We start from the raw sequence: 25,634 nt of genomic DNA, 5'->3' as shown, positions 1-25,634 counted from the left end.
TATATGTAAGTTTTTGCATCTAGGAGCTACTTATTGAGAAACCTTAGAAGCATGCAATTTAAACTAATGGCTAAAATGGCAGTGTTATCAATTTTCTCCTTTGCCGGACTTTTTTCTTTTTTTGGAGGGAGAGAAATGCCTCAACACCATTTTTCCGGTAACGAACAGAGCAAAACTTTAGACCACTCCACTTGGAACACCCTTTTAAAGAAACATGTAGATCTTACGGGAAATGTAGACTATAAAGCTTTTAAGGCAGACCAAGCCACATTAACCGCTTATCTAGATTATTTGGCGCATTCGGTTCCTTCCGAAAATTGGGCCAAAGAAGAGGGGCTGGCTTATTACATCAACCTTTATAATGCCGCTACGGTACAGTTAATTCTGAACAACTACCCTACCAAAAGTATAAAAGACATAAAAGACCCGTGGGGAAAAGAATGGGTGAAAATTGGTGATGAAAGCTATTCTCTTGGCGATATTGAGCATAAAATACTTCGTAAAATGGATGAGCCCAGAATTCACTTTGCCATTAACTGCGCTTCTTTCTCATGTCCAAAATTGCTTACCGAGGCCTATACAGCCCAAAAACTTGAGAACCAACTTCAGCAGGCGTCAAAAGACTTTGTAAACGACCCTACAAGAAATATCATCTCAAAAGAAAAGCTACAGCTTTCCAACATCTTTAAGTGGTACAAAAAAGATTTTACCGAAAACGGGAACCTTATCGACTATATCAAAAACTATAGCCATACAGACATAGACCAAAAAGCCAACATAAAATACCTTACCTACGATTGGAGTTTGAATGAAAAAAAATAGACTTCAAATAAGCATTATTATTCCGGTATTGAACGAAGCTCATGGCATTGTCCAAATGCTCAATCACCTAACCGAAAATAGCTCCTCTAACAACATCAAAGAAATATTGATAGTAGACGGGGGAAGCACGGACCCTACTGTTGCCCTGGCAGAGCGTAATGGCGCTAGAGTTATAACCTCCGCAAAAGGAAGGGCCAAACAATTAAATTATGGTGCCAAACACGCTTATGGGGACATACTTTACTTTTTACACGCCGATACGTTCCCCCCAAAGGATTTTGATGTTTCAATACTAAATGCTATAGCGGACGGTTACAAAACGGGTTGTTTTCAAATGAAGTTTGACAGTGACAGTAAATTTTTGAACTTCTTTGCCTGGTTTACCCGTGTTAACCATAAATTATGTAGAGGGGGAGACCAATCTTTATTTATTACAAAATCCCTTTTCACCAATTCGGGTGGGTTTAATGAGGCGTATGTAGTCTATGAGGACAATGAATTTATAGGTCGCTTATACAAAAGTGCATTCTTTAAAATTTTGCCTCGCCACGTAAGGACGTCAGCAAGAAGATACGAAGAAAGGGGCACGCTCAGGCTACAGTATCATTTTGGAATGATGCATTTAAAAAACTACTTGGGTGCCGGGCCAGAGCAACTGTACGACTATTACAAAAGAAAAATTTCGATTTAGCGGATAGGGCCTATTTCCCCTAACTCATGATCTAGAAGAATCCCTTCACTTATCCATTTGGCCAAAGCCTGACGGTTTTCAGGATCCAATATACGCCTCTGATCTTTCTTGTTTCTAATGTTCCCCACCTCTATAAAAGTCATTGCCGGGTGTGTCTTCTTTACTAAATACAAAGAAGTCCGGTCTTGAAAAGTTCCCGAATAAGTGCGGTTAGGCTGATATTTTTTATATTTTTTCTGAAAAGTCTTATGGATACTTTCCGCCAATTTTTTACCGTTCTTGCTCTTTTCATGATGGTAGAAAAACACGTCTATATTCTGCCCCACGCTACGGCTGTCTATATGGGTAACTATAAGGCGTTGGTATTTACCCCTATTTTGTCTGTATAAATCGTTTACGATATTTACCCGTTGTTTTAAACGGGCCACCTGGTTCAAAGGAATGGTTTTATTAGGGTAGGCCACTTCATCATGATCTATTTCCAGAACACGTTCATCCCTGATTCCATCGTTTTCATCCCTAATAATAATATAGACAGTAGCTCCGTGAGACAATAGTTCTTTGGCCAAACGCAACGTTATGTCATACGCATACTCATCTTCAGCAATAGATTTACCACCATAAGTTGCCATTGCTCCAGGGTCGGGCCCACCATGGCCAGAAACCAAATAATAGACTGCTCCCTTCAACTTCTCGGTCTTAGGCAATACCGTTTCGTGGTCTTTACCAAAGATGGCGTAATCCTTACCTTCTATCTTTTTAATTTCCTTAGTCTTTCTTTGAATGGAATCTACAACATCAACCGTATCCAAGTCCGCAGAAGGTATTTTGTAAGTTCTACCCGCATACAAATGAACACTGTCCCTAAGGTTTTCAATATTCATTGAGATAAAATCATCATAATGATCGTATGGGTTTACCCCTTGTTTTCTTAATAAGGAAAGTATACCATCGCCTTTTTCGGCAACAACCGTCTGTATCGTATCCTGAGCGAAAGACGACATTGTAAAACCCGCGATAACCAGAAATACCGCTACTTTTAAGCGAGAAGAAAAACTATAAACCATTAAACAAACTGTATCAAAAAACCAACATGTATCTATTTCACCAAGAAAGTGGTTCTTTCTCTAAAAATCAAAAACAATGCCTAAAATTATTGGAATGCGTTACAAAATTAAAGAACCAAGGGATAAAACAAGAAGGCTTTAAAGAATTTAGTTAACCATTTCTTCAACAGTACACCTTTTCTTCTTTTTTTAGGTAAGTTGACTTTGACGATAACTTTTAGGGGACTGACCTATGTGCCTTTTGAAATACTTTACAAAATAAGAAGCATCCTCAAACCCCAAACGAAACGCTATTTCATTAATCTGCAATGTAGTAAACCGCACCAGTCTTTTAGCCTCCAATATAGTTCTTTCGGCAATGACTTGAGATGGCGACCTCCCTACTATCGCATTTGTTAAGGTAGCTAATGTTTTGGACGAAATATTTAAAATACGGGCATATTCAACCACTGAAAGTCCCTCTTTAAAATTAGCCTCCACCAACTCCTTAAAATCGAAAAACTGCCGTTCATAAAGACTATTCAGCTGTATGGGATTTTGAGCGTCCTCTTGGTGAAAACGTTCTAGCTGTATCAAAAAAGCCTTCAGCAAAAAACGGATACTGTCTTCGTAACCAAAACGATTTCGCTCCTTTAATTCAGTTTTAATAAGAGAAATATAGGTTGAAGCCAGGGTTACGGTATCGCCCTCAATAGTATAGAAAGGTTTTTCCAACATATGGAATATGTTGAATTTAAGAAACATGTCCACATCTGTATGCTTAAAAAAACTTTCATTAAAATGAATAAGCCAACCTTGAACTTCTTCATTTTCATCAAATGCATGTACTTGGTCCTTAGTAACAAAGAGCAGGGTATTCTTTTTAATGGCATACCGCTTAAAATCTACCACATGCGTGCCTCCTTCATTAAAAAACCAGATAATCTGATAATAGCTATGGGAATGGGGTATAGCGGCCAAATCGCCACTTTTTTTCCTATACGCATTTAAATCGTACAACTCAAATTGAAGCTTTCGCGGATGCATTTTATGCAGATGGTACTGTTCAATTTTTGTTTTCGAACGTTGCATTGATTGGGGTTGGTAGTGGTTTACGAATCCTTGGTCGCAAAAGAAACAGAACACTAACGACTACCCCATAATTTTTTGTGCCGCGTTAATTCCACTAATAATGGCACCATCCATATAGCCACCGTGAACAAGGGAAGTCTCCGCACCTGAAAACCAAAGTTTTCCGTTCAAATAGCCTTTGGCAAAAACTGGGTTCCCGTAAGACGGACTCATATAAATAGACTTTATAGTCTCGCAAGAAGTATGTCTATCTTTAGACCAATCTTTTTCTTTATAAGTAAGGTAATTCAAAACTTCGGCCCCTAAGTATTCAGATAAGTAGTCTAGAATCCGTTGTTTTCTATTTTCTTCGGAAGTATCTCTTAGCCCTTCATTTACAAAGCCCATTAGGGCAAAATGAGAGTTCTCCGCATCATTGTGATCGTACAATTCCGTAACGGCACCCACTTGACCAATAACCATTCCTGAAAAATTCTTGTTTCGCCAAAATGGCTCTTTAAATGTCAACCCCACTTTTATGGCATTGCTCATCCAGGTATGGGTCTTATCCATTACAGCTCCAACCTCAACAGGTAATTCAGGAGAAAAGGAAATACGGGTAGCTATTTTAGGCGGAATGGTAACAATAACCTTCTCTCCATAAAATACTCCTTTGTTGGTTTCTACCCGTACTCCATCCTCTATTTCATGAATACTTAAAACATCAGTACCTGTTGTTATCTTGTTTAATACAGGTTTAGCTAATGCCTGAATCAAAGCTTGCGAATTTCCCTTAATACGATAGGCTGCTGGGGTGTTCGGATCATTCTCAAAATAATGTTCGGGTGCCATGGTGCTATAGACCAATACGCTCTTCCCTTTATTATATTGATGGTACTTTTCTATACCCAACTCATTTAAAAGCTCAATTACCGCTTCATGATGTGTCTGGAACCAAGTAGCACCAAAATCAATCCCGTTTTGGGTTAAAATCCGGCCCCCAATACAATCTCGTGATTCTAACACTCTAAAATCACTTACCCCCTTGCCGAATAATTTATAAGCTGATGTTAGACCCGAGAGCCCTGCTCCTATTATGATATATTTAGAAAAATTCTCTTTCAAACTTACTTCATTAAATGTGTTCCGTGCACTACTGCAGCTCCCGCTCTTAATGCCGCGGAAACCATAGTAACTTCTGCCAACTCTTCTTCCGTAGCACCTGCCGCTATTGCCGCATCTTTGTGTATTTCAAGACAATATGGACATTGCGTTGTCAAAGCTACAGCAATTGCTATTAACTCCTTATACTTTTTTGGTATAGCACCTTCTGACAGAGCCGCTTGATCAAAAGCCCAAAATGCTTTCATTGCCTTTTCCGATCCTTCCCCTAGAGCTTTTAACTTCTCTAAATTCTTCATGTCGTACATAACTTTACGTTTTTTAAATGGAGGAAGATGAAGCAATTCATATGTTTCCTTTGAGACAACAAACTGCTTCTATCATCCATCAATGGTTGATAAACTTAGTTTCTTCCGGACATTACACCGCCATCCGTGTCCCAAATAGCTCCCGTTACCCACGAAGCCTTATCAGAAAGTAAAAAAGAGATGGTATTGGCTACATCTTCTGGTTTTCCGTATCGCCCAATTGGATGAAAACCGTGGAAACCTTGCAAAGCTTCGTGCGCTTCTTCCTGCCCTCCAAAAACACTGTCATAAACAGGAGTTTGAACCACTGCCGGAGAAACGGCATTCACTCGGATCTTAGAATCTGCCAACTCCATGGCTAAATGTTGCGTTAAGGAATGTAATCCTGCTTTCTGCATAGAATATGCCGTTGAAGGCGTAGCTTTCACTGCCTGCTTAGCCCACATAGAGCCTACATTTACAATAGACCCACCACCTGTGGCCGCCATCTTTCTAGCTACATTCTGTGTAATGAAATAGAACCCTCTGTTCAAATCCATATATGAATCGTAGTCTGCCACAGTGTGATCCAAAAATGGTTTTGGTCCAAAAATACCCGAAGCGTTCACTAGGTAATCTAAATTATCCCAACCGCTGATTTCCGCATTCAAACTGTCCAATTCGGTTGCATTGGTAATATCTACCTTATGGGTCGTTAAATCTCCCGTAGCTTCTTCTTTAAAAGCCGCAAGTTTTTCCAGGTTTGTTCCAACAACGTGTACCTCTACGCCATCACTTAACAGCTTTTGTGCCGTTGCTTTCCCAATTCCGCTACTACCTCCAATTATTAATGCTCTTTTCATAGTATCTATTTTTAGATTTTTCTTTGGAACAAAGGTATTTAGGTTCTCTGGCCAAGAACGGCATATTCCGGAGAATCCATGGTAATTTTCGGAAACATATGCCCTAACTTTCCCTATTTAAAATACCTTTATACACATGAGCGGAAACACTTACAAACCTAGGGCACTGGACCACATTGTCTACACTGTACGGGATTTGGATTCGGCAATCACCACCTTGAAAAATAAGCTAGGTATTACCGCTGTTTTTGGAGGATACCATAGTACCCAAGGCACTAAAAATGCCTTGATCAATCTAGACAATGGTACGTATTTAGAACTATTGGCTGCAGATGATAACAACAAAAGTATACCTCCTCCAAGATGGATGGGCGTAGATATGCTTACAAAGGACCAAATTACCCGTTGGGCCATTAAATCCGATCAGCTTGAAAAAGACGCCAGTTCATTAAAAGATTACCATAGCAAAATGGGTCATATAAAAGCCGGAAGTAGGAATACAGCAAACGGGACGTCATTAAAATGGCAACTAATTTTACCCCTTGCTACACCAGAAATTGAGTTAATTCCGTTTATGGTAGATTGGAGTCAAACGGAAACACACCCCCATGATGCTTTGCCCAATATGGGGTGTAAATTAATTGAACTGTATGGTACACACCCAAACCCCGACCTACTCAGCAATACGCTCAAAACCTTAAATGTAAATTTACGGATCGAGCCCAATGAAAACATGAGTTTAAAAGCCATTATACAAAGCCCAAAGGGAATAGTAGAAATTTAAAAATGCATATGAAAATCACCTCTTATCTTATTGTTGCATCAGTTTTAATGGGATTCTTTTCGTGCAAGTCCAAGCAAAAAGAAAAAAAAGAAGAATCTGTTGTAAAAACCAGTTACTCCACTGACCCCTCTACCCAAAGGGAAGAACCTGACGAGGCCAAGATTTTAGTGCTAGAAGCAATAATTGCCCATGGGGGCAATGCCTACAACATAGCTCATTATGGCTTTACCTTTCGGAATAAAGAATACACTTTTAAGAATGATGGCAACAAATACACCTATACCGCATCAGTAGGAGACACCATAGACTTTCTTGAAAACGGGAAATTAGTGCGTAGCGTAAACGGCCAGCCGGTTTCACTTTCCCCAAAGGACAATGACAAGTATAAAGAAGCTTTAAATTCAGTGATTTATTTTGCCACCCTTCCCCATAAATTAAGTGATAAGGCGGTAAACAAAACCTACAAGGAGGAGATAAAAATTAACGGCGAGGATTACAAAGCCGTTCAGGTAACTTTTGACCAAAAGGGAGGTGGTACAGATTATGACGATGTCTTTATGTATTGGATCAACAAAAATTCAAAAACCGTAGATTACCTAGCCTACAAATATGCAACGAACGGTGGTGGTGTCAGGTTTAGAAGCGCCTATAATCGTAGAACAGTAGATGGTATCATATTTCAAGACTACATCAACTACAAAGCAGCTGTTGGCACCCCATTAACCGAATTGCCTGTTTTATATGAGAAAGGAAAATTAGAAGAACTTTCAAAAATAGAAACGGAGAACGTTGTAAATTTAGCCCAATAAAACAGAAAACATGGCTGTTCTTGAAGTTATAAAAATGGGCAACCCTTTACTTAGAAAGGTGTCCCAAGCGGTGGAACCAAAAGAAATAACCTCTCCCGATTTTCAAAAATTTTTAGCGGACCTTGTAGAAACCATGCGTGCGGAAAGTGGCGCCGGTATTGCCGCAATCCAGGTTGGAGTTCTCAAAAGGGTCTTTGCTATGGAAATGAAGAAGAACAATCGTTACCCGGACAAAGGTTCTTTTTCACTTACCACAGTGATAAACCCGGAGATCGAACCTCTTTCTTCGGAAGAAGTAGAAGGGTGGGAAGGATGCTTGTCCATACCCGGAATACGTGGCAGATTAAAGCGCTACAAGAAAGTAAAATTGAGCGGATACGATTCCAACGGTGAGAAGTTTGAAAGGATTCTTGATGATTTCTCCGCCATAGTTGCCCAACATGAATTGGACCACCTTAATGGCATCTTATTAATTGACCGTATGCCCAACATGAAAACTTTAACCTTTCAAGAAGAGTACGACAAGTATTGGAATGTTTAATCAGAAGTACTGACCAATCCCAAAAACAAGTCCTCTAGAAGCATCCTTGGTAATACCATACCCATAGTCAATTCTAAAAATGGCATTGAAGATGCGCTTATGCATGAACCTAAGGCCCACTCCTGGATAAATACGGATGTTACGCTTATGGGAAAAATCACTAAAACTACCCCCTGGATTACGCCACGACCCACCATCAACAAAAACATTGCTCTGTAGCACAAACCAATTTTCTTCTATGAGGGTATGACGGTATTCCGTATTAAAAACAATAGCACCGGTTCCCCGGTCTATGGTATTACCAACACCCCGTATGTTTAAATTATTGTCTACGGTAAAGGGCGCAAAAGGCGTATTTACATTACTTGCCAATCCTAAACGGAGCCGGTTGGCCCAATTGCCCTTTTCACCAACACGCTTAAAGTAAACAAAATCGTTAAACCCAATTAAAAACTCGGGCAAACTGGAATCTTCACTCCCCACATATTGAAAATTCAAGGTGCTTCTAAATCCATCTAAAAAATAGAAATAGTACTTTATGTTTTCGTAATTGTAAATGAGTTTAAAAAGATGTTTATCTACCCTTAAAGCCCTGGGTACGCTATTATTGGTTGCCCCGGACAGGTACTTGTAATCTTCCGTAAAAAGGCTTCCCCCAAATTCTATTCGATTTTTAAAATTGAATTCGTGTAAGCCCATTACCTCAAAACCGCGATTGTTATACCTATAATCTGCTGTTGTTCCATCAAAAAAAACGGGTTCCTGAGTTGTAAAATCGTTATAACTTAAAGATAAACCAGTAGTTCTACTGAACAGATGCGGAGCCCTAACCGCCACTCCATACGAATTGAAAACATCATATTGATAAAAGCCCCCAAGGGTTATTCCCCTTCCCAAAAAGTTGAATTCCTGCAGACCTACCCTAAAGGCAAAAGCATCATTGGAGGATGAAAAAAGGTTGGCAAAAGGAATTAACGTAAAATTCTCCTCTACATTGTAAACCACTTTATATCCTGTATTGCCTTCACTTGACGGAAAAACATTATAATAAGCATGGGATATTAACGGAAGCCGTCTTAGTCTGGAAATGTCCTCGTCCAAAAGAAGAGAATCCAACTCCATACCGGACTTTAGAGTAACCAAACTTTTTAAGTACGCTACTTTTGTTCGTTTAGCCCCTTCAACCTGAACACTTACCACCGTTCCTTCTTGCGCCAGAGAGAACCATCCATTTAATACAATTATAAAGAACAAAAGTATTCTTATAGTCATTCTTTTATACAATCAGACTGCTAACGCAATTATATCCTTTCTTAGCTACATCCCAAATCATGGACAATAGCCGTAGATCAAAACTCTATTTCCGAAAAAAGGTTCACCCAATTATCTTCACTCACTGCCATTAAAGTAAAAGTATAATCAGCTTCTGCTTTCAAGTCCGGTGGGGTATCATTTGTAATATTCAAAACTACATTGTCCGTATCATAGTATTGAAAATTATTTTCGAAGGTATACGTACCGGACAGCAAATTGCCGGCATCATCCGATACAACTTGAAAATAAATTTTGGAGTCCGTATACTTCCCATCTTCCCAAGTAAACAAACGTTTTCCGGTTTCCAGGGAACCTACCTTTATATTTTTAGAAACATACTCTGTTGGCTTGGAAAGTTGTTTTAACCTAATAGGGTTGGACAGATGTATTTTTCCATCTTCTTCAAAGCTGACAATCACCCATCGTTCTTCTGCAACCGCAACTTCAAACTTTTTTAAATAGCCGTTAAAGACATCAAACGCAGGGATTTCCAATCGGTAATATTGGTCATAATCGGTTTTTGAGATAGAAGTGTCTTCCGTTTCGTAGTATCTAATGTTGGTAACCCCTTCCCGTGGATAAAAGAATACACTTACCAAATCATCATTTTCATTACTGGCGGCGCAGGCAATAACGTTATCAACAACCGGTGTCTTGTTTTTTAGGGCATCCTGCAATGTTACATCTTGATTTTCTAAATCGGATGAGCAACCTACGGCTACCATCACTAGAATAAAAAAAATGACTGAACGCATATCAATATTTTTTATATACCTCTTTAATTATTTCTTGTGCCGGTTTATTCTGCGGTGTAAATCTATTGTCTTTCTCCCCTCCGGATTTCTTATGGTCTATAAACCACTTCCAAACATATCCTCCGGCAAACCATTCTTCGTTCCAAAATTCCTCAAAGATGGCTTTTTTAGCATTTACTTGGGCCACTAAGTTTACTTCATCTTCATTTTTATCTACCAACCACGGTTTATGGGCGGTGTAATCCATACTTCTATACCCAAATTCCGTAAACAAAACAGGACGATCCACTTTCTCAGAAAGTGCTGCAATGTCAGTTTTCCACCGTTTCCATCCTTCTCGCAACGCCTCTACGGACGGTGTTTTTTCTTCCGACAGCGGAAAATACGCATCAATTCCTATATAATCCAAATCTTTCCAAAAAGGAACTCTTGAATATTCGTCCCAGTTGGCCGCATAAGTGAGCTTACCATCATAAACAGCCCTGATCCTACCAATTAGTTCATGCCAATATTCCGGTCTATTGGTTACGAATTTTTCAAGCTCGGTACCAATACAAAAGATTTCAGATTGGGTTTCTTGGGCCATTTTAGCATTGGCCAAGATAAATTTATCATAAGCCACCTCTAGCTTTTTCCAATCTTCTTCGGAATTCATGTGTAAGGTGCCCGTAAATTCGCCACGCCAAATCCAAATCTGCGGTTTAACCATGGTCTTGATGCCATTTTTATGAAGCATGTCTATATATTGCTTTGCTCCCTTGTTGGTTTCTCCAAACCACTGGCGTTCCGTATTGAAGACAATTTCTGGAGAGGCCACATCTCTAATAAAGCCAAAAGGCATAATAGCCGCATGGTTGGCATAAACCTCCTTTACATCATCTATATGTTCTTGCAGAACTTGGTTTCTAGAGGCCACAAAGCTAACCCCGTTAATCTTTTTCTTGACTTGACTAGAGCAAGAGAACTGAAGTAGACATAAAAAAAGGAGTCCTAATCTACGCATGTATCGTTATTAAGACCCCTAAAATACAGTATTTATGATTACCTCTTAGAAAATGGCCCTCAAACCTAAATTAAAGGTTTGCCCGAGCCCCGTATTACTCCCTCTTACGAAGTTTGTATATAAGGCTTCAAGATTAAGCGCATTTGTTAACTGATACTTGGCTCCTCCTCCTAAAGCGGTAAAGTCTTGAGCAAAATCGTTACCCAAATCCAAACGTTGCGAATGCTGCGCCAGCGCCAAAACTGTAAATTTAGAACTAGGGAAATAACTTAAAAATATGCCCGGTGTAAGGTTCAAGCTATTGTTGGCAAAGCTATCCTCCTTATCACCAAAACTCAGTTCGGAATTCAATTCGCTGAACAACTGCCATTTATTGCCTGGAAAAGTATAGTCATAAAAAAATCGGTTTTGCCAGATATATCCATTTTGATCCAAGAATACACCGTTTTCGGTTTCATTGTCTACCAAGGGAATAAAGAAAGAACTCTGAATGGAAAAATTACTAACAGACCTAAAAGGCACGAATTTTACCGATGGGGCTATTGAAGTTAGACCAGAACGCGCTGTGTTATCCTCTCCATCAAACTTAAAAACATCCAGAGCGCCTCTATCTCCTATTACGTTGGAACGGAATTCAAAAATAGCACCCACATTCCAACGCTTGTTTTCACCAACTCCGGTATATGCCTCTAAAGTAGAAGTAAAAAATGTTTGTCTGGGCTCCTTGCCATCGCTAAACGTACTTTTGGTTTGGGTATAGAGGTTATTGAACCATTTTAAATCTATTTGTCCCTTACCAATTAATTTGGACGGTGTATACTGTTGAATATTACTTTGAACCGTTTGCTCCTGATCATTTGTTTCTTCTTGCGAAAATCCGATGGCAGTAGCCAAAAGAAGTCCTGAAAGAAAAAGATTTCTTTGTATTGTTTTCATAAGTTTATGTTTAAAATTTAAGGCTGCTTATTATTTTGTTTCGTTCAAGGTCCAGTCATATGGGTAATATGAAACCTTGGTTTTTTCCGGTAGTTGTTCAGACTTATACTTGTTGATAAAGTCTATTAGACTCTGTCCATTTTGAGTGAAGTCTCCCTTATACCATTCAAAAATCTGAGAAATTTTAACTTTGTTCTTATTTAATTGGATAAACTCAGGATCGTTCAATGCCAATTTGGTCTGCTTTTCAAGTTGTGCCTCTAAAGTACTTGGCTTATACGCTTTGCTAATTATAGGAGGACATCCTAAACCGCCACATACCAATACAAAATGAAAACGTGGTTCTGCAGGGAATTTTGCCCGTAACAATTTGTTCTCAATATCATTAAGAGTAGTTTTCTTTCCTCCTATTTCATATTTTTTTCCATCAAAAAAACCACCAACGTCCAAGGGCGATTTTAACGGATATCTATCAACTATTCCTTTAATAACCAATAAATTGTAACCATTGATCCAAAATGCCTGATACTCTTTGGCATTTGCCTCTGCGACCGTGATTTTTTTTGCGGCCTCAAGCAATTCATTTAAATCTGCGGGGTTTTCCTTAATTGCTTTATAATGAACTCGGCCGTTCGTAACATTAGTTTTAAAAAAGGCATCTGCCTTGCTAAAAAATTCATCAGTACTTTGTCCGAAAGTGGCTGATATTGTGGCCAAAGAAAATACCAAAGCCAAGATTGAATATTTCATAATTTGATAGTTTTTGTTGTTATTCTTGTCGCATAGGTCGAGACAATTTTAACATCCATACAAAAAAAATGATTTTTTTAAGAGTTTTGTAAAAAATTAAAAATCAAGGTCCTACAAGTTCGGTTTACCTCCCAAAACCTTACAAATACCTCAAAAATTTAAAACGTTTCTAAATTAGACAAGGCAATTAAGGTGTTACCTTTAAAAACGACAGAACCCGCAACAACCGAATTAAATTATGGAGCATATCGTCATTATTGGTAACGGAATTTCAGGTGTAACCGCTGCAAGGCACATTAGAAAATTATCCGATAAAAAAATTACCATCGTATCGGCCGAGACCGATTATTTCTTTTCTCGTACTGCCCTAATGTATGTATACATGGGCCACATGAAGTTTAAACATACGCAACCTTACGAAAATTGGTTCTGGAAGAAAAACCGAATAGAACTGGTAAAAGGTTTTGTTACCAACGTAGACCATGAAAGGAAAACCTTGGTATTAGCTGAAGGCAAGGAACTAACTTATGATAAGTTGATTATCGCCACCGGCTCAAAACCTAACAAATTTGGTTGGCCGGGTCAAGATTTAGATGGGGTTCAGGGCTTATACTCAAAACAAGATCTGGACATGATCGAAGCTAACGCCCCAAACAACAAAGTCTGCAATCGTGCGGTTATCGTGGGTGGTGGCCTCATTGGGATAGAACTTGCGGAAATGCTGCGTTCACGTAAAATTCCGGTTACCTTTCTAGTACGCGAAAACAGTTTCTGGAACGGGGTTTTGCCCAGTGGCGAATCTCAAATGATAAACGAGCATATTCTAGACCATCATATTGATTTAAAACTGGAGACCAATCTAGTTGAAATTATAGCAGATGAAAATGGAAGGGCCAAAGCCATTACTACGGACAAAGGCGAAACTATAGAATGTAATGTGGTAGGCTTAACGGCAGGCGTTTCCCCTAACATAGATTTCCTTAAGGATTCTGGTATTGAGCTTGGTAGAGGCGTCAAGGTAAACCGTCTTCTAGAAACCAATATAAAAGACATTTATGCCATAGGTGATTGCGCTGAGCAGCATGAAGGCATTGGCAATAGGAGACCTATAGAAGCGGTTTGGTATACCGGCCGTATGATGGGAGAAACCTTAGCCCAGACCATTTGTGGCAACCCAAGATCATATAATCCCGGTCATTGGTTCAACTCCGCCAAATTTCTAGACATAGAATACCAAACCTACGGTTGGGTTTATAGTGAAAAAATCAAAAAAGAATATGAAAGCCACTTTCATTGGCGCCACGCAAAAGAAAACATCTGCATTACGGTAGCCTACCACAAAGACACCAATACGTTTTTGGGCATCAACACCTTTGGCATTCGTATGCGGCATGAGATATTTAACCGCTGGCTAACCGAGGAACGGGACGTAGATTATGTGATGCAATACCTTAAGGATGCCAATTTTGACCCGGAATTCTATTCGCACTACGAAGAACAAATTATTTCAAAATACAACTCGGTTATGCACACCAGCTTATCCGTTAAGAAAAAAAGTTGGAAACGAATTTTTAGTAAAGCTTAACCAAATACAAAATGAAAGCAATAAAAAATATAGGACTGGTCATCTTCTTAATAGGACTGGCCACTTTTACGGTCATACCCGTATTGGGCACCTTCAGTTTGGACCAAAGTACCTTTGACCAAATTATAAAGGATAAAAACATTAAAAGTGATGTTTTTATCCAATCTATAAACCAGAACGTGGTAGGCAAAGATTTTAATGGCATGCTAAGTTTATCGCCAACAATTAGCTCCGCATTAGATGCCGCAAATAATCAGCACAAAAAGAACAAGGAATACAAAAAGGTAATTTACACCAGTGGTCATGATATGGCCGCTTTAATCGGCAAGAAATCCGGCACTGGCCTTATCGCCCAAAACAAAGGCCTTATGTGGTTCTTGACCTTTGGCCTTGGCATTATTGGAGCGTTAATGTTCATTCTGCCCAATATTATTCTATTAGGTAAAAAGGGCATTAAAAACGATGGTGTTTACCATGAAAGCGCTACAAACAGAGGATGGATAGCTTGGATGGTATTCATATTCCTAGTTTCCTTTTATCTGATATTGTACTTCCGCCCAGAATTTGCCGTAAACTGGACGTTTTTGGTTGACCCAATCAGCGAAAGCCTTAGTGGAAATCCTGCTGGCCATTGGTTTGTATATGGTTTTATGTATTGTGTAGTTATGACTGTAATGGCCGTACGCATGTATATTAAATACCGTCACAACGTATACCAAATGGTACGAACAACATCTGTATTGTTCTTCCAAATCGTTTTTGCTTTCCTGATTCCTGAAATAATGGTGCGTTTACAAATGCCATATTATGATTTCAAGAATGCGTTTCCTTTAGATTATGATTTCTTTTTTCAGTGGAATTTAAAAGAACTACTTAATAGCGGTGGCATAGGATTGTTCATTCTCGTATGGGGTGTTGTCCTTACCTTGGTTATTGTGCCGGTTATGGTTTATTTCTTTGGAAAAAGGTGGTATTGTTCTTGGGTATGTGGTTGTGGAGGTTTGGCCGAAACATTAGGTGACCCTTACCGCCAACACTCAAGCAAATCATTATTCTCTTGGAAAGTAGAACGTTGGTTAATACACGGGGTCCTGTTGTTTGCCGTGGTCATGACAGGCATGACCTTGTATAGTTTCTTTGCCGAATCCGGTACCGTATTGGGCATTAAGACCCAAAGTGTCCAAAATACTTATAGTTTGTTAATTGGCGCTGTCTTTGCAGGCGTTATCGGAACTGGGTTCTATCCTATTTTTGGCAACCGCGTATGGTGTAGATTTGGGTGCCCATTGGCTGCTTACCTTGGTTTTGTGCAACGTTTTAAATCTCGCTTTAGAATTACTACCAACGGTGGCCAGTGTATTTCCTGTGGAAATTGTTCTACCTATTGTGAGCAAGGTATTGATGTGCGTGCGTATGCCCAAAAAGGAGAAAATATTGTACGCTCTAGTTGTGTGGGTTGTGGTATTTGTTCCGCAGTTTGCCCTCGTGGAGTACTGAAACTGGAGAATGGACCGGAAGAAGGCCGTATCAACCCTACCGAAGTATTATTGGGTAATGATGTTGATTTAATGGAATTGGTAAACAAAAAATAATAGAAACACCCCTTGTTCCTGTTAGTTTCCCGTTCATAAACCGACTATAATTAAACAATTTTAAAAAATGTTTCCTAAACTATTTCTTATGGCCGCTCTTGTTTTATTTGGACTACAGTCCAAAGGAGATACGGTATACCATAAAGAATACTATCAAACAGGAAACATTAAAGAAGAAGGTTGGTTAATAAACGGTGAAAAAACGGATTTTTGGAAATTTTACCACAACAACGGAAAACTAGCGGAGCAAGGGCACTACAAAAAAAATCAACGCACATCCTACTGGCATTTTTATGATAGTTATGGCAAACCTCTACAAGAAGGCCATTATACAAACGGAAAAAAATCCAATTGGTGGCTTTTCTATGATTCTATGGGAAAAGTGAACCACAAATGCCAGTTAATTAATGGAAAGAAAAATGGATATTGTCTTAAATACATCAATGAGAAGTTGACCTCGGCCGAAAAATACCAAAACGGTAAAAAAATTAAGGAATGGTTTAGTTTTAGTAGTTTTAGGCGCGAAAACAACTTATCCGACCTTAAATAATGACACGTTGCTATCTGTTCCTCTTGCTTCTAATTACCATTTCGGTTCAGTCTCAAACAGAAATAAACTACCCAGAAGTCCTTTATGGAAATGAACATATTACGGCTAGTTGGGTAAGCCACCCAGATATTAAAGGAGGTGAAGACGCCGCTGTATTGTTTCGCAACACATTTAAGGTTGCCGATTTAGAAGAAGATTTTATCATTAACATCTCAGCAGATAACCATTACTTTCTATATGTAAATGGAGAATTTGTAACTCACGGCCCACAATTAAGCGATATCCAGCATTATAAATATGAGACGCTCAACCTAAAAAACTATTTGCATAGGGGTAAAAATGTTATAGCCGTTAAGGTTATTAATTTTGGAAAAAGAAGGTTTTTGGGCATGCAATCCATTTTCACAAGTTTAGTGGTAAACGGAGTGTCCAACGGGGCAAAAATCATTAGCACAACGGGGTATAATGATGATTGGGTATGTTCCATAGCCCCTTCTTACAAAGCAAATGAAGTAATATGGCGCGGCAATGGGGAAAAGGCTATTGTTGGCGGGTTTTATGCCAACAACCCTACTGATATTATTGACATGAACAAACACCCTACCAACTGGGACACAATAGATTACAATGACTCTGATTGGCAAAAGGTGGAGTTTTTTGAAAATGCCAGTAGCATGGGCGGTTCTATTGCCTATTTATTGGAGCCTCGCAATCTACCCTTACTAACTTGGGAAAAAGAAGCTATCGGAAATACTGTGAGAAGTACGGAAAAGGCCTCCTCAAAATTCCCCGTTTCCGGAGAACTGAAAATCTCACCACAACACAAGACAACTTTCCTCATTGACCAAAAATATGTCACGAACGGGTTTCCTGAACTTGTTTTTAGCAAAGGAAAAGATGCACGTATCAAAATAAAATATGCCGAAAACCTTTTTGGTGAAGAAAATGAAAAAGGCGACCGGAACAACATAAAAAACAAAAAGCTGCTAGGCTATTATGACAGTATTGTTTCCAGCGGTAAAAATGCACAAAAGTTTATTCCAAATTGGATGCGAACCTTCCGCTTTGTTGAATTTGAAATTGAAACAAAGGATCAGGAACTGGTATTAAATAGTTTTATAAATTATCGTTCACGAACCAATATAGCTTCCAACGCACGTTTTCATTCAGACAATGAAATGTACAATGCCATTTTTGACATCTGTAAAAGAACGGTAGATATCTGTACACAGGATTATTTCCTAAGTGATGCGTATTACGAGACCATGCAGTATGTAGGGGACACTAAAATTCATGCGTTACTTTGGCAGGCTATGAGTGGTAACCTATCACACACTAGGAATGCTATTGAACAATTTCATCAATCACGGGATTCTGAAGGTAACATTTTGGGCGCCTATCCATTAAGGTCTACATTTATTTATCCCACCTATTCCTTGGTTTGGGTAGATATGGTTGCAGATTATTACAACCTAACTAATGACTCCGCTTTTATTGAAAAATACGAGGCTGGTATGATGAATACGCTAGCAGGTTTCGAAAAAAATATGAACGGACTAAATCTGGTAAACAAAACCAAGTATCGTTATTTCATAGATTGGTATTCAGGACCAAATGACGGCAAAGGAACTGCTACAAAAAATGATGGAGAAAACTCCGCCGTGGTAACCCTTCATTATGTACACGCGCTACAAAACGCCGCTAAATTGTTTAGAGCCATTGGTAAAAATGATTTTGCAGAAAAATATCAAAACAGAGCAGAAGAAATAAAAAAATCCGTTTACGACCTTTGTTACGATAACCAAAAAAACCTTTTTGCCGAACGCCCTGATAAGACTGTTTACGATCAACATACGAATATCATGGCTATTCTTACGGATGCCGTACCAGCCCGTGAACAGAGAGAACTACTGGAAAAAATTTTGAACAACAAAGAGTTACTACAAGCCACATATTATTACCGTTTCTATTTATTTCAGGCTATACAAAAGGTTGGTGCTCCGGAATTGTTCCACTTGGCACAGAAACCATGGGAAACTATGGTCAACGATCATATGACTACTACCTTAGAACGTTTTGAAAGCGAAAAAAAACCAACACGATCAGAAGTACATCCGTGGAGCGCTTCCCCTGCCTACTTCTATTTCAATTATTTAGCAGGAATAAAATCCTTAAAAAATAACTTTGAAGAAGTAAGGATCGCTCCGGTTTTTGGCGCCCTTGAAACCATAGACGGTTTGCTTCCTACCTCTAGGGGCAACATTACTTTCAACCTGAAAAAATCTAAATCCAAACTTTTGGCGGAAATAACTATTCCAAAGGGCATGAAAGGTGAATTAGTTTGGAACGACAAATATATTCCACTAAAACAGGGAACGAACAAGTACACTCTAAAATAAGCTTCGTCAATGCCACAACCAGACATTAAAGTCATTATTCCTGCATATAACGAAGCAGATTCTATAGCTTCGGTGATTGGTGACATCCCAAAATCGGTATCTGAAATAATTGTCGTAAACAATAATTCCACAGATAAAACAGCAGAAAATGCAACTAATGCGGGAGCTACTGTATTGACCGAGAACCAAATGGGGTATGGCTATGCTTGTTTGAAGGGTATGGACTATGTTGCCAAACAATCCAAAGCACCTGATATTATCGTATTTGTTGACGGAGATTATTCAGACTATCCAGAAGAACTTGATAAGCTTGTAACTCCAATTCTGAATAAAGATGTAGATTTTGTAATTGGTGCACGCGTAAAACGACTAAGAGAAGAAGGCAGCATGACTCCACAGCAAATTTTTGGTAACTGGCTGGCCACTTTTTTAATGAAATTGTTCTTTGGCGCAACATTTACAGACCTAGGTCCGTTTAGGGCTATAGCTTATGATAAGTTATTAGCGCTCAACATGGAAGACAAAACTTACGGGTGGACGGTAGAGATGCAATTAAAGGCTTTAAAGAAAAAGTTGGCATATACCGAAATACCAGTACGTTACAAAAAAAGAATTGGCGTGTCAAAAGTTTCCGGTACCGTAAAAGGTAGTATATTTGCGGGCATAAAAATATTAGGTTGGATTTTTAAATACAGCATAAAATAATATGGGTTTACTTATTGCTTACATTATTATCGCAATCTATAGTGTAGCTCTGCTATTGATATTCTTCTACAGCTTGGCGCAACTTAACCTCTTGGTAAATTACCTAGGGTACAAAAGGCGCAACCAAATTGCCCCAAAATTCAATCTTCTTGACCCAAAGGAGATTCCCTATGTTACTATACAGCTACCTGTCTATAACGAGGAGTACGTTATGGAACGGTTGCTAGAGAACATTGCAAAAATAGAATACCCTAAAAGTAAACTTGAAATTCAGGTGCTTGATGATTCTACGGACGATTCTGTAAACGATACCGCAGAACGGGTAAGGGCCTTGCAGGAAACAGGTCTTGACATTCAACATATACGCCGCGAAAATCGCCAGGGTTTTAAAGCGGGAGCATTAAAAGAAGGACTGGAAATTGCAAAAGGTGAGTTTATTGCCATTTTTGATGCAGATTTTATGCCATCCGGCGATTGGTTAAAAAAGACAGTTATTTACTTTAAAGACCCGGAAATTGGCGTGGTACAGACACGTTGGGGCCACATTAACCGTGAGTACTCTACCCTAACCCGTATACAGGCCTTTGCCTTGGATGCCCACTTTACATTGGAACAGGTAGGCCGAAACGCAAAAGGACACTTTATAAACTTTAACGGTACTGCCGGAATATGGCGTAAAGAATGCATTATAGACGCAGGAAACTGGGAAGGAGATACGCTTACCGAAGACCTTGACCTTAGCTACCGTGCCCAATTAAAGAACTGGAAATTCAAATATCTTGAAGATGTTGAGACACCAGCCGAACTTCCTGTAGTTATCAGCGCCGCTCGTTCACAACAATTTAGATGGAACAAAGGGGGTGCAGAAAACTTTAGAAAAACGGTTTTTAACGTAGTTACGGCCAAGAACATTTCGTTCAAGACCAAATTTCATGGGGTAATGCATTTACTGAACAGTTCTATGTTTCTTTGTGTTTTCTTGGTTTCGTTACTGAGTATACCGGCCATGTACATAAAAGCCATGTACCCGCAGCTTGATATTGTTTTTACCCTATTGAGTTTCTTTGTACTGAGTACTATTATTCTTTTTGTTTGTTATTGGTTTACTTATAAGAGTATCCAAGGAAGCAGTTTTGACAATTTTGTAGATTATATAAAATTGTTCTTTACTTTCTTTTCTGTGGCATTAGGCTTCTCCTTACACAATTCAATTGCTGTTCTTGAAGGGCATATGGGAAAAAGAAGCGAATTTGTACGTACCCCAAAATTCAACTTGAATAATCTTACGGATTCTTGGAAAGGCAATAAGTACCTTACCAAGAAATTATCTCCAAACATGATTCTTGAAGCTGTTCTAATGGTGTATTTCCTTTTTGGAATGTATAGCGCCATTCCCTTAAACGATTTTGGACTTTTCCCTTTTCATTTTATGCTTTTTATAGGTTTTGGATTTGTTTTCACCAAGTCTTTAACTTCACGTGCATAACGCGAAGAATCTATTCTTGCAAAAAGACCACATGTCATTTAATTTTCTTATTTTTTCGATGATAGGAACAAACCGTTAAATGTCTAACCGACTTACCACATACTGGAAATTACACAAGGTGCCCATAGTATTGGCTCTTTTGAGTACCATTCTATATTATACCTTCGCTTTTCAGTTAGTGCGAACGGACTTTATTAGACTGTTTACACTTTTTGCCGCTTCCTTTTTTATCTGTTATAAACTCATACAGTTTGAAAAGTGGAACTTTAAATTCCTTCTTGTAGTTGGTATTCTTTTTCGGTTGATTTTCTTAACAACGGAACCTAATCTCTCTCAAGACTACTATCGGTTTATATGGGACGGTCACTTGGTGGGCAATTTTATTAACCCCTACTTAAAAGTTCCCAATGAATTAATTACCCAAAGTGATTTGGTAATACCCAATGCCCAAACTCTTTATGACAGCATGGGTAGTTTAAGCGCAAAACACTATAGCAATTACCCACCGCTAAACCAATTATTATTTGCCATTGCTTCCATTTTGGGCGGCAAAAGTATCATGGGTTCCGTGCTGGTTCTTAAGACCATGATTATCTTATCGGATATTGGTATTTTCTACTTTGGAAGAAAATTGCTAAAACATCTTAACCGCTCTCCTCACCTTATTTTTTGGTATTTTCTTAATCCTTTAGTAATTATTGAACTTACGGGAAATCTTCATTTTGAAGGGGTCATGCTTTTCTTCTTCGTATGGGCCCTGTATTTGTTATCTATTAAAAAATGGGCCTTAGCGGCCATTCCTTATGCCATGTCCATCTGCGTAAAGTTGGTGCCGCTATTATTCCTTCCCCTATTCTTAAAACATCTAGGGTTTAAAAAGAGTATAAGTTTCTACGCCATAATTGGTGTTACGTGCCTTTTCTTGTTTACTCCCTTTTACGCCTCAGAATTTATAGCCAACTACTCTAAAACCGTAGGTCTATGGTTTTCTAATTTTGAATTCAACGCGGGTTTATACAATGCCATAAAATACATTGCCGTTCAATTTGACGGAAAACCTTGGGAGCTTATAAAAACATACGGTAAAATAACTCCGGTAATTACTATTCTATCCGTATTGTCCTTTACTTTCTTTAGGAACAACCAACAAGTATCGGTACTTATAACTTCAATGTTGGCCGTACTTACCCTGTACTATTTTATGTCTGCCACGGTACATCCTTGGTACATTATTTTCTTGGTAGTTCTTGGGGTTTTCACCCGTTATAAATATGCCGTACTTTGGTCCGCAACGGTAATTCTAAGCTATTACGCCTACTCAAAGGTAGATTTTAAAGAAAACCTTGGTTTAATTGCCGTTGAGTATATTTCCGTATATGCATTTTTGATTTACGAAATTTTTAACTCAAAACAACAATTTGTTATTTTTCGCAAAAATTAACCTCACACCTTTATACTTTCGGCATAATCTTGTACATTTGACCTTCCATGAAAGGACAAAGACACATATCTAAAACTTTGAGCAACCTTGCTCCAGTTCGCCCGTTTTCTCGTCGCCGTCGCCCGTAAGGGTGTTTCATATTTCATGGAAATAGGTGAGTCCATTTCCGCACAACGACCAACAATTCATTTTTTTTTACAGTTTAAATCCTTTTGGCAATGAAACTAATTATTGCTAACAAGTCACATGTTAAATACGCCCAGATCATTAGCGATACCATTACGGAATCTGCTAAGGTAAGAGGCACAGGCATAGCCAAGCGTACACCGGAATACATTCAGAAACGTTTGGAAAACGGCAATGCCGTTATTGCCCTAGACGGAGACAAGTTTGCTGGCTTCTGTTATATAGAAGTTTGGGGACACGAAAAATTCGTGGCCAACTCAGGCCTAATTGTTCATCCTGATTATAGAAATCAAGGATTGGCCAAAAAAATAAAAAAAAGAATTTTCGAGCTTTCGAGAGAGAAATTTCCGGATGCCAAAATATTTGGTATTACCACGGGCTTGGCCGTAATGAAAATGAATTACGAACTTGGTTACAAACCGGTTACATTTTCTGAACTAACGGACGACCCCGAATTTTGGAAAGGCTGCCAAACCTGCAAGAACTTTGATATTCTTACCCGCACAGAACGTAAAATGTGCCTTTGCACAGGTATGCTGTATGATGCGACCGTCAAAGAAAAAAAGGTGGAAAAAGAACAAGTAAACAGCAAAGCCTTCCAAAGACTTAAAAGCATTAAAGAATCGCTTTTCCTAAAAAAGAAAACAAACGAATAACCATAACAGGCCAATGGATCATCTGATTATGGCCAAGACAATACAGTTTTAAAATGAAAAAATTAGTTTTAGCATACAGCGGCGGATTAGACACTTCCTACTGCGCTAAATACCTATCAAAAGACAAAGGTTTTGACGTACATGCAGTAAGTGTAAATACAGGTGGTTTCTCTAAAGAGGAGATTGCTTCCATAGAAGAAAAAGCACTACAATTGGGGGCCAGTTCCTATACCTCTATTGATGCCGTTCAGACATTTTATGACAAAGTAGTTAAGTACCTCATCTTTGGAAATGTACTAAAAAATAACACCTACCCTCTTTCTGTAAGTGCGGAACGAATTGTACAGGCAATAGAAATCGTAAACTACGCTAAAAAAATAGGAGCCAATTATATTGCCCACGGTAGCACCGGGGCAGGTAATGACCAAGTTAGGTTTGATATGATTTTCCAAATCGTTGCCCCTGAAATTCAAATAATCACTCCAATTAGGGATAACAAATTAGCCAGGGAGGCCGAAATTGAATACCTAAAACAGAATGGTGTAGATTATCCTTGGGAAAAGGCCAAATATTCTATAAACAGAGGCCTTTGGGGTACTTCCGTGGGTGGTGAAGAAACATTAACATCACAAAGAGCTTTACCGGATAGCGCATACCCAAGCCAATTGCAGGAAAAGGAACCTACTGATGTAAAACTAACCTTTGAAAAAGGAGAATTAGTAGCTATTGATGGTGTTAAAGACGGTCCTGTTGCCAATATAGAAAAGCTGGAGGCCATGGCTTCTAAATATGCTATAGGAAGAGATATTCATGTAGGTGATACCATTATCGGTACAAAAGGTAGGGTTGGTTTTGAAGCTGCGGCTGCATTGATCATAATAAAAGCACACCATTTACTGGAAAAACATACGCTTACCAAATGGCAACAGTTCCAAAAGGAGCAACAAGGTAATTTCTATGGTATGCTATTACACGAAGGCAACTATTTGGATGCGGTAATGAGAAACATAGAAGCTTTCTTGACCGATACCCAAAAAACGGTTTCTGGTGATGTTTTCATCAGCCTATATCCTTTCCAGTTTAGACTTAACGGAATTTCTTCTCAACATGATTTAATGACCGATGCTTTTGGAAGCTATGGTGAAGTAAACAAAGGGTGGTCTGCAGATGATGCCAAAGGGTTTATTAAAATACTTTCCAATTCAGGAAAAATATATAACCACGTAAACCAGAAAAATGATTAAAGTAGGTATTATTGGTGGTTCTGGTTACACGGGCGGGGAACTCATTAGAATTCTTTTGCACCATCCTGAAGCTGAAATAGATTTTGTCTACAGCACCACCCGAGCAGGAAAAAAAATTACCACGGCACATGCCGATTTGTTGGGCACGACCGATATGGAATTTACCGGCACCATCAATCCTAATGTAGCGGTTGTATTCCTATGTTTGGGCCATGGTAATTCTTCCAAATTTTTACAGGAAAACGATTTTTCAAAAGACACCAAAATAATTGACCTGAGTAATGATTTCAGACTGCAGGCCGATGCTGTTTTTGAAGGAAGAAAATTTGTTTACGGACTTCCCGAACTCAAAAAAGAAGAGATAAAAAAGGCTGACTATATTGCCAACCCAGGCTGTTTTGCTACCGCCATACAATTGGGTCTTTTGCCTTTGGCAAAAGCCAACAAATTAAGGCAGGCCGTTCATATCAATGCAGTTACAGGTAGTACAGGCGCGGGTGTAAGTCCATCTGCCACCTCTCATTTTAGCTGGAGAAACAATAACGTGAGCTGGTACAAACCTTTCACCCATCAACATTTAGGCGAAATAAACGAAAGCCTAAAGTCATTGCAAGCGAATTCAGGTGAACTATTTTTTCTGCCTAACCGCGGCAACTTTACCCGTGGCATTCTTGCCACTGCGTATACTGAATATGACGGTACTCTAGAGGAAGCTATTGACCTGTACAAGGATTTTTATGCAGATGCTCAGTTCACGCAAGTTGCCGAAGAGCCCATCCATCTAAAACAGATCGTAAACACCAATCAGTGTCATATTCATTTGCACAAGCATGAAAACACATTGCTTATCACCTCGGCCATAGACAATTTGCTCAAAGGTGCCTCAGGCCAAGCCGTTCAGAACATGAACTTAATTTTTGGCTTTGAAGAAGGTACGGGCCTTAACTTAAAAGCCGGCGTTTTTTAACGATTAATAGAAAACTATTTCCGTAATGC

General features: G+C 38.9%; 25 protein-coding genes. 15 read left to right on the top strand and 10 right to left on the bottom strand.

Annotated features, from left to right (window positions below):
• The first annotated feature begins 75 nt into the window (after positions 1-75).
• Both H9565_RS04100 and H9565_RS04095 read left to right on the top strand, forming a co-directional pair.
• Positions 76-822, top strand: a complete 747-nt coding sequence (locus tag H9565_RS04100; protein WP_246560275.1) for a DUF547 domain-containing protein — start codon at positions 76-78, stop codon at positions 820-822.
• Complete coding sequence (locus H9565_RS04095; protein ID WP_215437830.1) at positions 809-1,513, top strand: TIGR04283 family arsenosugar biosynthesis glycosyltransferase; 705 nt, start codon at positions 809-811, stop codon at positions 1,511-1,513. The genes H9565_RS04100 and H9565_RS04095 overlap by 14 nt, the downstream gene beginning before the upstream one ends.
• Here the strand turns inward: H9565_RS04095 and H9565_RS04090 are convergent.
• From H9565_RS04090 to H9565_RS04070, 5 genes are all read right to left on the bottom strand, one after another.
• Positions 1,510-2,580 (bottom strand): N-acetylmuramoyl-L-alanine amidase family protein, encoded by a 1,071-nt coding sequence (locus H9565_RS04090; protein WP_215437828.1) that lies wholly within the window; start codon positions 2,578-2,580, stop codon positions 1,510-1,512. The genes H9565_RS04095 and H9565_RS04090 overlap by 4 nt on opposite strands.
• Before the next feature lie 189 nt (positions 2,581-2,769).
• Positions 2,770-3,651, bottom strand: a complete 882-nt coding sequence (locus tag H9565_RS04085; protein ID WP_215437826.1) for an AraC family transcriptional regulator — start codon at positions 3,649-3,651, stop codon at positions 2,770-2,772.
• Between the two features lie 60 nt (positions 3,652-3,711).
• A complete protein-coding gene (locus tag H9565_RS04080) occupies positions 3,712-4,755 on the bottom strand; it encodes a flavin monoamine oxidase family protein (RefSeq protein WP_215437824.1) in 1,044 nt (347 codons plus the stop codon).
• A gap of 2 nt (positions 4,756-4,757) precedes the next feature.
• Positions 4,758-5,060 (bottom strand): carboxymuconolactone decarboxylase family protein, encoded by a 303-nt coding sequence (locus H9565_RS04075; protein ID WP_215437822.1) that lies wholly within the window; start codon positions 5,058-5,060, stop codon positions 4,758-4,760.
• 95 nt (positions 5,061-5,155) lie between these two features.
• Complete coding sequence (locus H9565_RS04070) at positions 5,156-5,902, bottom strand: SDR family NAD(P)-dependent oxidoreductase (protein ID WP_215437820.1); 747 nt, start codon at positions 5,900-5,902, stop codon at positions 5,156-5,158.
• 136 nt (positions 5,903-6,038) lie between these two features.
• Here H9565_RS04070 and H9565_RS04065 point away from each other — a divergent pair, with 136 nt between their 5' ends.
• The 3 genes from H9565_RS04065 to def are packed head-to-tail and all read left to right on the top strand — an operon-like array spanning position 6,039 to position 8,036.
• The gene (locus H9565_RS04065; protein ID WP_215437818.1) at positions 6,039-6,686 is read left to right on the top strand and encodes a VOC family protein; all 648 of its coding nucleotides are present in this window, start codon (positions 6,039-6,041) and stop codon (positions 6,684-6,686) included.
• Between the two features lie 8 nt (positions 6,687-6,694).
• Positions 6,695-7,495, top strand: a complete 801-nt coding sequence (locus H9565_RS04060; protein ID WP_246560273.1) for a DUF6503 family protein — start codon at positions 6,695-6,697, stop codon at positions 7,493-7,495.
• Positions 7,496-7,505: 10 nt separating this feature from the next.
• Complete coding sequence (gene def / locus H9565_RS04055; RefSeq protein WP_215437815.1) at positions 7,506-8,036, top strand: peptide deformylase; 531 nt, start codon at positions 7,506-7,508, stop codon at positions 8,034-8,036.
• Here the strand turns inward: def and H9565_RS04050 are convergent, their stop codons facing one another.
• The 5 genes from H9565_RS04050 to H9565_RS04030 form a co-directional block, all read right to left on the bottom strand.
• Entirely contained in the window at positions 8,037-9,308 is a 1,272-nt protein-coding gene (locus H9565_RS04050) for a BamA/TamA family outer membrane protein (RefSeq protein ID WP_215437812.1), read from the bottom strand.
• A gap of 77 nt (positions 9,309-9,385) precedes the next feature.
• A complete protein-coding gene (locus H9565_RS04045; protein ID WP_246560270.1) occupies positions 9,386-10,105 on the bottom strand; it encodes a hypothetical protein in 720 nt (239 codons plus the stop codon).
• A gap of 1 nt (position 10,106) precedes the next feature.
• Positions 10,107-11,108 (bottom strand): glycoside hydrolase family 113, encoded by a 1,002-nt coding sequence (locus H9565_RS04040; protein ID WP_215437810.1) that lies wholly within the window; start codon positions 11,106-11,108, stop codon positions 10,107-10,109.
• Between the two features lie 45 nt (positions 11,109-11,153).
• Complete coding sequence (locus H9565_RS04035; protein WP_215437807.1) at positions 11,154-12,044, bottom strand: hypothetical protein; 891 nt, start codon at positions 12,042-12,044, stop codon at positions 11,154-11,156.
• A 30-nt stretch (positions 12,045-12,074) separates the two neighbouring features.
• Complete coding sequence (locus tag H9565_RS04030) at positions 12,075-12,794, bottom strand: DUF547 domain-containing protein (RefSeq protein ID WP_215437804.1); 720 nt, start codon at positions 12,792-12,794, stop codon at positions 12,075-12,077.
• Between the two features lie 238 nt (positions 12,795-13,032).
• On the opposite strand from H9565_RS04030, the gene H9565_RS04025 reads away from it, so the two are divergent.
• The 10 genes from H9565_RS04025 to argC all read left to right on the top strand — a co-directional run bounded on the left by H9565_RS04025 (position 13,033) and on the right by argC (position 25,605).
• Positions 13,033-14,379, top strand: coding sequence for an NAD(P)/FAD-dependent oxidoreductase (locus H9565_RS04025; RefSeq protein WP_215437802.1), 1,347 nt, complete (start codon positions 13,033-13,035; stop codon positions 14,377-14,379).
• A gap of 11 nt (positions 14,380-14,390) precedes the next feature.
• The gene (locus H9565_RS04020; RefSeq protein ID WP_215437799.1) at positions 14,391-15,971 is read left to right on the top strand and encodes a 4Fe-4S binding protein; all 1,581 of its coding nucleotides are present in this window, start codon (positions 14,391-14,393) and stop codon (positions 15,969-15,971) included.
• 67 nt (positions 15,972-16,038) lie between these two features.
• The gene (locus H9565_RS04015) at positions 16,039-16,521 is read left to right on the top strand and encodes a toxin-antitoxin system YwqK family antitoxin (protein WP_246560267.1); all 483 of its coding nucleotides are present in this window, start codon (positions 16,039-16,041) and stop codon (positions 16,519-16,521) included.
• Complete coding sequence (locus tag H9565_RS04010; RefSeq protein WP_215437797.1) at positions 16,521-18,920, top strand: alpha-L-rhamnosidase-related protein; 2,400 nt, start codon at positions 16,521-16,523, stop codon at positions 18,918-18,920. Before H9565_RS04015 ends, H9565_RS04010 begins: the two co-directional genes overlap by 1 nt.
• A gap of 9 nt (positions 18,921-18,929) precedes the next feature.
• Complete coding sequence (locus H9565_RS04005; RefSeq protein ID WP_215437794.1) at positions 18,930-19,625, top strand: glycosyltransferase family 2 protein; 696 nt, start codon at positions 18,930-18,932, stop codon at positions 19,623-19,625.
• A gap of 1 nt (position 19,626) precedes the next feature.
• On the top strand, positions 19,627-21,111 hold the full coding sequence (locus tag H9565_RS04000; protein WP_215437791.1) for a cellulose synthase family protein: 1,485 nt from the start codon (positions 19,627-19,629) through the stop codon (positions 21,109-21,111).
• A 79-nt stretch (positions 21,112-21,190) separates the two neighbouring features.
• A complete protein-coding gene (locus tag H9565_RS03995; protein WP_215437788.1) occupies positions 21,191-22,552 on the top strand; it encodes a mannosyltransferase in 1,362 nt (453 codons plus the stop codon).
• Positions 22,553-22,770: 218 nt separating this feature from the next.
• The gene (locus H9565_RS03990; protein WP_215437785.1) at positions 22,771-23,394 is read left to right on the top strand and encodes a GNAT family N-acetyltransferase; all 624 of its coding nucleotides are present in this window, start codon (positions 22,771-22,773) and stop codon (positions 23,392-23,394) included.
• Between the two features lie 53 nt (positions 23,395-23,447).
• The gene (gene argG / locus H9565_RS03985) at positions 23,448-24,638 is read left to right on the top strand and encodes an argininosuccinate synthase (protein WP_215437783.1); all 1,191 of its coding nucleotides are present in this window, start codon (positions 23,448-23,450) and stop codon (positions 24,636-24,638) included.
• A complete protein-coding gene (gene argC, locus H9565_RS03980; protein ID WP_215437781.1) occupies positions 24,631-25,605 on the top strand; it encodes an N-acetyl-gamma-glutamyl-phosphate reductase in 975 nt (324 codons plus the stop codon). Before argG ends, argC begins: the two co-directional genes overlap by 8 nt.
• The last annotated feature ends 29 nt before the right edge of the window (positions 25,606-25,634 follow it).

The sequence above is a fragment of the Zobellia russellii genome, assembly GCF_018728565.1.
Lineage (GTDB): Bacteria > Bacteroidota > Bacteroidia > Flavobacteriales > Flavobacteriaceae > Zobellia > Zobellia russellii.
Note: the sequence above shows the minus strand (reverse complement) of the source record. Positions and strands in the feature narration are given on the sequence as shown.